7 protein-coding genes are annotated in these 7,239 nt (G+C 65.5%); 5 read left to right on the top strand and 2 right to left on the bottom strand.

Features of this window, described 5'->3' with window-relative positions; translation table 11 throughout:
- The 4 genes from K2Z83_RS14600 to K2Z83_RS14590 form a co-directional block, all read left to right on the top strand.
- A partial coding sequence (locus K2Z83_RS14600) for a tetratricopeptide repeat protein (protein ID WP_220595925.1) occupies window positions 1-769 on the top strand: 769 nt, incomplete at its 5' end.
- Between the two features lie 148 nt (window positions 770-917).
- On the top strand, window positions 918-1,508 hold the full coding sequence (locus K2Z83_RS29975) for a hypothetical protein (protein WP_370650180.1): 591 nt from the start codon (window positions 918-920) through the stop codon (window positions 1,506-1,508).
- Entirely contained in the window at window positions 1,393-2,316 is a 924-nt protein-coding gene (locus K2Z83_RS14595) for a clostripain-related cysteine peptidase (protein ID WP_370650187.1), read from the top strand. Before K2Z83_RS29975 ends, K2Z83_RS14595 begins: the two co-directional genes overlap by 116 nt.
- 78 nt (window positions 2,317-2,394) lie before the next feature.
- Window positions 2,395-5,499: a clostripain-related cysteine peptidase gene (locus K2Z83_RS14590; protein WP_220595923.1), complete on the top strand. Its 3,105-nt coding sequence runs from the start codon at window positions 2,395-2,397 to the stop codon at window positions 5,497-5,499.
- Window positions 5,500-5,549: 50 nt separating this feature from the next.
- Here the strand turns inward: K2Z83_RS14590 and K2Z83_RS14585 are convergent, their stop codons facing one another.
- Window positions 5,550-6,182 carry an FHA domain-containing protein gene (locus K2Z83_RS14585; RefSeq protein ID WP_220595922.1) on the bottom strand — a complete coding sequence of 211 codons (633 nt, stop codon included), beginning with the start codon at window positions 6,180-6,182 and terminating at the stop codon, window positions 5,550-5,552.
- A gap of 69 nt (window positions 6,183-6,251) precedes the next feature.
- Here K2Z83_RS14585 and K2Z83_RS14580 point away from each other — a divergent pair, with 69 nt between their 5' ends.
- On the top strand, window positions 6,252-6,482 hold the full coding sequence (locus tag K2Z83_RS14580; RefSeq protein ID WP_220595921.1) for a hypothetical protein: 231 nt from the start codon (window positions 6,252-6,254) through the stop codon (window positions 6,480-6,482).
- Window positions 6,483-6,502: 20 nt separating this feature from the next.
- Here K2Z83_RS14580 and K2Z83_RS14575 read toward each other — a convergent pair.
- On the bottom strand, window positions 6,503-7,239 hold a 737-nt coding region (locus K2Z83_RS14575), incomplete at its 5' end, for a hypothetical protein (RefSeq protein ID WP_220595920.1).

The following is a 7,239-nucleotide window of genomic DNA, read 5'->3' as shown; positions in this document are numbered from 1 at the left end:
CCTGGTGCTGCACAACATGGGCCACGCCTACGCCACGCTGGGCCAGTACGAGCGGGCAGAGGCCTACTACCGCGAGAGTCGCCAGCTCAAAGAGGAGGTGGGCGACATCGCCGGTATGATCCGCACCAGCGGGGTGCTCGGTCAGATCTCGCTGGCCCGCGGCGACGTGGATGCGGCCCGCCGCTCATTCGCGGAGTGGCAGGCGCTTGCTGAGCGCCACCAGCTGCTCGAGCAGGCGGCGGGCGCGCTCACGAACCTTGGCCAGTTGCATTTCGAGCAGCGCGACTTCGCCCCGGCCCGGGCCCAGCTTGGCGCGGCCAACCAGATCTACTGCGAGCTGGGAGACCCCGGCGGGCAGGCGTTCTGCCGCTACCTGATCGGCGATATCGACCTGGCCGAGGGCGATGCCGCCGCCGCCCACGGGCACGGGCAAGATGCCCTGCTGCTGTCGCGACAAGCCGGCCGCCGCCCGCTCGAGGCCTGCGCCCTGCGCGTGATCGGCGAGGCGCTGCTGGCTCAGGGCCAGCTCATGAAGGCAGATCACGCGCTTACCGAGTCCTGGGCAGCTGAGGAGCAGGTGGGCGACCCCTACGACCAGGCGCTCATCCTGTCGGCCCGGGCCCGGCTAGCCTATGCCGGCAGCGATCTGCCTGCGGCCCACGGCTACGCCCAGGCCAGCCTCGAGCTCGCCCGGACGAATGAGATCCTGCATGTGCAGGCGCAGATGGAACTCGTGTTGGATGCGATCAAGCGGGGGGCCGCAACCTGAGCGGCGCGGAAGGAAGCCGTGTGGTGGCGTCGCTGTAAGCCGGAGGCGCATATCGCTATGCTGGGCTCAGGCGAATGGTCTGCTACTCACACCCGACAGGCAGACGATCTTCGACCAGGCTAACAGCCTTAGCGAAAGGAATCCCACTGTGAAACGCCTGCTCCAGCTCGCCCTGATCGCCATCTTCGGTCTGTCTATTGTCGGCTTCGCGCCCTCCGCCCACGCCCAGAGCGGGATCAGCGTCTTCCGTGGCCAGATCTCGCGCGGCGAGAGCTACGATGTCTACCGAGTTCAGGGCCGTGCCGGCCAGATGTTCGTCGCCTGGACCGAGGTTGATGGTAGCCTCGACCCGCAGCTCACCGTGGTCAGCCCCAGCGGTATTCAGTATTGGGACGATGACAGCGGCGATGGGCTGAACGCACGCACCGGCGGCCTGCTGGTCGAGAACGGCACCTATAACCTGTATGTTGAGCCGGTGGGCCGGACAACCGGTGCCTACACGCTCTACTACATGGCCCTCGACCTGCGCTCGACCGGCCAGATCAGCTACGCCGGCGAGCAAGATGTCTACACTGCTCGCCACCCGCGAGACCAGCGCGGCGCTCGATGGGATGCATATCGATGTGCTTTTCTTCGACGCCTGTCTGATGGGCATGATCGAGAGCGCCTATCAGGTGCGCGACATCGCCGACTACTATGTGTCTGGGCAGAACCTGCTCTTCGCCAAGCTGCCCTATGAGCGCTACCTGCGCGACCTGACCAACGAGACTAGCCCCGCCACGCTGGCCGAGCGGATTGTCGATCTCTACAACCAGGGCGAGCGCGAGCCGATCACGATCAGCGCGCTCGACCTGCGCCAGCTGCGCACCGACGCTCCGGGCGATCTGGCCGCCAGGATCGATACGCTCTCGCAGCTGCTGCTGAATGCGCTGCCCGACCCGGCACCGGCCGACCACCCGGTGGTTCAGGCGATCAAGAGCGCCTACAGCAAGGCCCAGAAGTTCGACTACGACAGCAGCAACACGATCGATGAGCGCGAGGGCTACGTCGACCTGGTCGACTTCGTCAAGCAGCTCAGCGCCGACACCAGCCTGAGCGCCGACATCCGGGCTGCGGCCACGGCGGTCGCCGATGCGGCGGTCGCGGGCGACGACCGGGTTGTCCTGAAGCAGCGCGGCAAAAGCGGCATCTACCTGGGCGCATACTGGAACTTCGCCCAGGCCCACGGGATCTCGATCTACCTGCCGCTCGGCGAGCAGGATCACCGGCCAACCCGCTACGACCCGACGCATCCCGAGCGGGCTGTTTCCGAACCCCAGCTGCCCTACTACACAGACTGCGCCCAGATGGCCTTCGCCTGCGACGCTCCACATTGGGGGGATCTGCTGGAGCGGCTCACGCCGACGGTCACGATCATCCGCACCGGGCCGGACGGCCAGGCGGGAAGTAACCTGGCGGCCGACGTAACCTACGACACGCGCCCCTTCAACACGCCCGCCCAGCTCAACCCGACAAGCTTCGTCTATCTGCCGCTGATAGTTCGCTGAGGGAGCAGAAATGCTGTCGGGGAGGCGCTACCCTCCCCGGCCGCAGCCCGCACCGGATATGCCTACAAGGAGGGGATTATGCAGTCGCACAAGAACCTGCTCACGCCGATCACTCGCTCGAACCGCCAGCGCCTGGCACTCGGGATCGTGTGCCTGCTGCTCGCCGGCGCCGCGCTGGCCCAGCTGCTTACACATGCACCGCTGGCCCGCGCCCAGCAGTGCGACATCTTCGGCATCATCGCCGCCGACCGCACGCTCGGCCCGGCGGCCGAGGGCTGTGACATCTACAACATCACCGGCAGCCTGATCGTCAACGAGGGGGTGACGCTGACGGTCGAGCCGGCGACGGCGCTGCGCTTCGGGGCCAACCTGGCCATGACGGTGCGCGGCGGACTGGTGGCCCGTGGCACTGCGGCCAAGCCGATCCTGTTCACCGCGTCGGGTAGCAGCAATTGGGGCTATCTCTACTTCAGCCCGACCAGCGTGCCCGGCAGCTTCGACGCCCAGGGCGCATATACCGGCGGCAGCATCCTGCAGTACGCGATCATCGAGAAGGCCGGCGGCACCAGCATCGCCGACAATGGCGCGCTGCGCGCCGAGAATAGCGCGCCCTACATCGACAATATCACTGTGCGCGACAACGCCGCCCGCGGGATCAATATCTTCAATGTCAGCCGGACGAACTTCAGCTACCGGATCACCAACAGCACGGTGAGCAATAACACGGGGGGCGGCGTTTCGATTAAAAGCTCGGGCAACAATAACCAGGGCGAGGTGCGCAATAATCAGATTTCTAACAATACGATGAGCTCGGGGAATGGGGCCGGTTTTCTTTTGGACTTAGGTGGTGTGAGTTCCGTAATTATGCTTACGGGGAATAGTGTCATCAGTAATTTGAATAATTCCACTTATGGCGGTGGTATCTACACCCATAGTACTGGGAGTACAGCTTCAATAAATATTAAAAATAATACAATAGCGAGCAACACTGCTAGTTATGGTGGAGGGATTTTTAATGACACTAGAAAGTCAGACACCGAACCTAATATTTTCGAAGGCAATATAATACAAGGAAATGTGGCTCGTAGGGCTGGCGGAGGCGTGTATGTCATCAATGGGGGTACTATAGTAAGAAGCAACAATATCAGTAATAACACTTCCCAAGATGAGGGGGGCGGAGTCTCGCTGTCCTATAGTGGAACTAGAGACCTGATCGGCAATACGATCAGCAATAACCACACACAGAGCAAATATGGCGCCGCTATATCGATCCAGTATAGCGCCAAACCAACAATCAGTGGGAATATCATCATCAACAACACCGCTGACAACGACCCCACCGGCGGAATCTATATTTGTAGCAACTGCAAGCCGACGATCAGCGGCAACGACATCTATGGGAACACCGGCAGCGGCGGCAACTACGACATCTACAATGCCAATGTGAGCAGCGCCGCCGACATCGACGCGACCAACAACTACTGGAACACCACCAGCGTGGCCGAGATCGAGGCCCGGGTCTACCACGGCGTCGACGACGGCAACCTGGGCCTGGTGAGCTACCAGCCTTTCAGCAGCGGGCCGATCGGCACTGGGCCGACGCCGGGGCCAACCTTTACGCCCCGGCCGACGCTGCCGCCGAGCGCGACCCAAACGCCGGGGCCGACCGCCACAGCCACGCCGGCGCCGGTCAAGCCCGACTGGCTGGTGCTGCTCTACCTGGCCGGCGACGACCGCGACCCCGGGCGCGAGGGCGCGGCCAGCCTGAGCGACCCGCTGCTGCGGCTGCTGCTGCGCCTGCGCACCATGCCCTCCAACCCGCAGATGCAGCTCGTGGTGCTCTACGACGGGGCAAGCCAGGGCGACTCGCGGATCTATGTGCGCGACTCGGGCGACCTGCGCGACGTGACCGAGCAGGCCGCCGCCTCGCCGCTGTGGATCGGCGGCATGCCGGGCAGCCCCGGGGCGCGCGAGCTTGATACCGGCAGCCCGACCACCCTGCATAACTTCGTCAGCTGGGCCAAAGCCGCCTACCCGCAGCCCACCCACAGCTTCCTCGCCATGGTCGACCACGGCGGCGGCTGGGCGCCCGACCTCGACCCGCCCGGCCAACCGCGCGGCTTCGGCGGCGTGCAGGCCGGCGGCTGGCGCGGCATGAGCCTGGATATGCAGAGCGGCGGCAGCACGCTCTCGACCCGCGAGACCAGCGAGGCGCTGGCCGGCCTGCATGTCGATGTACTCTTCTTCGACGCCTGCCTGATGAGCATGGTCGAGAGCGCCTACCAGGTGCGCGATGTGGCTGACTACCTGGTGGCCGGACAGAACCTGCTCTTCGCACGTCTGCCCTATGACCAGTACCTGCGCGATCTGGGCAACGCGACCACGCCGGAGATGCTCGCCCGCCGGATCACCGAGCGCTACAATAATGGCGGTCAGGAGCCGATCGAGATCAGCGCGCTCGACCTGCGCCAGCTGCGCGCCGGCGCGAGCAATAGCCTCGCCGACCGGATCAATATCCTGGCCCAGCATCTGCTGGCCGCGCTGCCCAACCCGGCCGCGGCCGATAACCCGCTGGTGCAGGCGCTCAACCGCGCCTACAGCCGGGCCCAGAAGTTCGACTACGACAATAGCGGCACGCTCGATCCGCGCGACGGCTACGTTGACCTGGTCGACTTCGCCCGCAAGCTCAGCGCCGACACCAGCGTAGCAGCCGATATCCGCGCGGCGGCCAGCGGCGTTGTGACGGCCAGCGTCGGCGGCAGCGCCCCGCTGATCATCGCGCGGACGGTCAGGAGCGGCACCTATGATCAGGCCGAGTGGGACTTCGCCGGGGCCAACGGCATCTCGATCTACCTTCCGCTTGGCGAGCGCGACTATCGCCCGACCCGCTACGACTCGCAGCGACCGGATCTCGCCTACCCAGAGCGACAGCTTAACTACTACCTGGACTGTAGCCAGCTCGCATTCGCCTGTGATGTCTCACAGTGGGGCGCTCTGCTCGAACGGCTCGAACCGACCGTGTCAGTCGTGCGGACTGGGCCTGACGGCCTGCCGCCAGGCTTTACAGCGGGCCTGACCAGCGCAGAGCTGAGCGCGGCAGTCACCGTGGACACCCGCGCCTTCAACCCGCCCTTCCAGCTCACAGCGCCATCATCGGTCTATCTGCCGCTGCTGCGGCGCTAATAGCGTAACGGGCGTGGCCCAACCTGTCGCCCAGGATGGGCCGCGCCCGCCTACAGAACCAGCAGATAGCCCACCCCGCGCCTGGTCTGGATCATCGCGTTGTGTGCGTCAACCCGGCGGAGTGCGCCGCGCAGGCTGGTGATCGCCTGATCGAGCGCGGCGGCATCCAGACCCGGCTCGTACTCACGGCCCCAGAGCACCTGGGCGCAGCTCTCGCGGGAACAGACCTGCCCCGCAGACTGGTAGAGGTGCATGAGCAAGCGGAATTGGTGCGGGGTGAGCTCAAGCACCTGCGCTCCTAGCGAGAAGGCCATTGTCGTATCGTTGTAGTGCAGGCCCTCATGCGAAGGTAAGGTCGGATCAGGATCAACATAGCGCAGCGTGGGAGCACGGCTGCCCAGGCCAATAGTGTCGTCATTCGCTAGCACATGTGCTTCAGTCAGCCGCAGCCCATTCACATAGGTGCCGTTGACGCTGCCTGCATCAATGAGCACGAAGCGCGGGCCATCCGCCGTAATCCGTGCGTGTACCCGTGAGATGAGCTGGCTGGAGACGACAATCTGACACTGCTTATCACGGCCGAGGGTGAGGCTGGCGTGACGGAGCACATACTCTTGCGGAGAAACGTCCGCGTGTAGCGCAAACAGGGTTGGGAAATGCAACTGATCGGGCGATCCGCTCATCCTTGTACCTCGTCTTCTTCACGCACGTAGGGCGACGCTTCTGTATTCATTGTACAGGGTGCAACAGCAATGATACATCTCCTCTCCGAGCTGCAAAACGCTATTGTTCTTCCAGAAGGCCAGCTGATCACTGAAGCCGGGGTAGCGACGGGCTTCTCGATCCAGCCTGGCGGCCACCAGTTGTACAACGCTCGCGGCCAACTCATCGGCACTCTGACACTGACCGGGCGTCTGTACGATCGCGACGGTCGATTGGTGGCCCAGGTGGTGCGGAATGACTTGATGCCTGATACGGTCTAGGACGCAGAGCATGGCCTTCCCTACGGCATGGTGCGGTGGCGCGCCCCGGCCGTCTCGCAGATCGTGGCCATGATCGTGCCGCCGGCGTGGCCCATGTGATCGGCGAGGGCGCGGCGCAGGCGGCGGCTCGGCTCGGCCCCGCGGATCAGGCCGAAGAGGCCCAGCCCGCTGAGGGCGCGGCCCCATGCCACGGCGCCGCCCGCGCGCATGATCGCCAGGGTCGCCTGCGCCTCGGCGTCGGCCTCATCGCCTCCCGAGAGCGCCCGCAGCTCCATCAGGGCCGCGCCGAAGCCGGCGATGTCGTCGGCCTCGGCGGCCGGCCAGAGCCGCCCGGCCACCAGGTCCTCGGCGCGGGCGTCCAGCCCCTCGGCGGCTCGCCAGAGCGCCGCGCGCCCCGTCGCCTCCAGGTCGTCCGGCGCGCCCGCCGGCGGGCGCGGCAGCGCCAGCACAAACACCCAGTCGTCCGGCTCGCTGTCGTGCGGGATCATGCGGCGGCGCAGGGCCGCGCCGGACTCGTCCACCAGCAGCAGGCCGCCGCCCCCGAAGGACTGGGTCGCCAGCCCCTCGTCGGGCGCGACCCCGGCCGCGGCCGCCAGGGCCCGGGCGTCGTCGTCGGCCAGCCCGTGGAGCGCGGCGAGGGCGCGGGCCACGCTCAGGCCCATGATCGGCGTTGAGCCGAGGCCCATGTGGGCCGGGATGGCCAGCTCGATCTCGAAGTCTGCTGCTGTGCCCAGGTCTTTGCTTGACATAAATATAT

This window comes from Oscillochloris sp. ZM17-4 (assembly GCF_019599295.1).
Taxonomy (GTDB): domain Bacteria; phylum Chloroflexota; class Chloroflexia; order Chloroflexales; family Chloroflexaceae; genus Oscillochloris.
This window is presented reverse-complemented; position numbering and strand designations above follow the sequence as displayed.